Source organism: Streptomyces sp. SID13726 (assembly GCF_010548375.1).
GTDB lineage: Bacteria > Actinomycetota > Actinomycetes > Streptomycetales > Streptomycetaceae > Streptomyces.
Window position 1 is genome coordinate 1 of the sequence record NZ_JAAGLY010000127.1, and the last position, 660, is coordinate 660.

2 protein-coding genes are annotated in these 660 nt (G+C 70.8%); both read left to right on the forward strand.

Going from position 1 to position 660, the window contains the following annotated elements:
- A partial coding sequence (locus tag G3I78_RS46725; protein WP_203616481.1) for a hypothetical protein occupies positions 1-415 on the forward strand: 415 nt, incomplete at its 5' end.
- 2 nt (positions 416-417) lie between these two features.
- Positions 418-660, forward strand: a 243-nt coding sequence (locus tag G3I78_RS46730) for a hypothetical protein (protein ID WP_164436683.1), incomplete at its 3' end; no start/stop codon positions are given.

Here is a 660-nt window from a genome sequence, read left to right on the forward strand (position 1 = left end):
GAACCGGTCGGCGGGCGAGACGCCTGGCAGCAATCCCCGCCGACCGGTACGGCCCACCAGATGGATGGAGATGACCGTGGACGACATTGTCGCAGCGGCCCGGCAGGGCCAGGACCAGAGCGGCAGTACCGGCCGGAACGACGAGAACGGCAAGAGCAGTGAGAGCAGCCCCTTCGAGCAGGGTCACGCCCTGCCCGGCGGGGTGACGAATGGCGGGAAGAGCAGCGCGCTCGCCCAGGTTCTGGCGCAGATGCAGGGCCGCGAGCAGGGCGTGCAGGGCTCCATGCAGGTCGTGTTCGACCTGAAGGCGTTCGTGGAGCAGCCGGAGCAGGTGCAGCAGACGCTGATGGGGCTGCTCCTGACCGGCTCCGCCGCCGAGATCAGCCTCCGTGACGACGTTGCGGCGGGTGAGTGAGGATGCCGGTCTGGATCCTCCTCGTCGGCGCCCTGGTGCTCGTGGCCCTCGTGAAGGGCGGGGCCGGCCGGAGCGAGCGGCGCCTGGCGAAGGCCATAGCGCACCAGCAGATGCCGATGCAGGCCGCGGACGCCCCGGCGTGGATGCCCGGGATGTGGGCGCACGGCCGTAAGCGCCACTGGATCTCCCTGGTGCCTCGCTGGGCCCTGATTCTGGGCCTGGTGGTGCTCGCCGCTCTGGTGGTC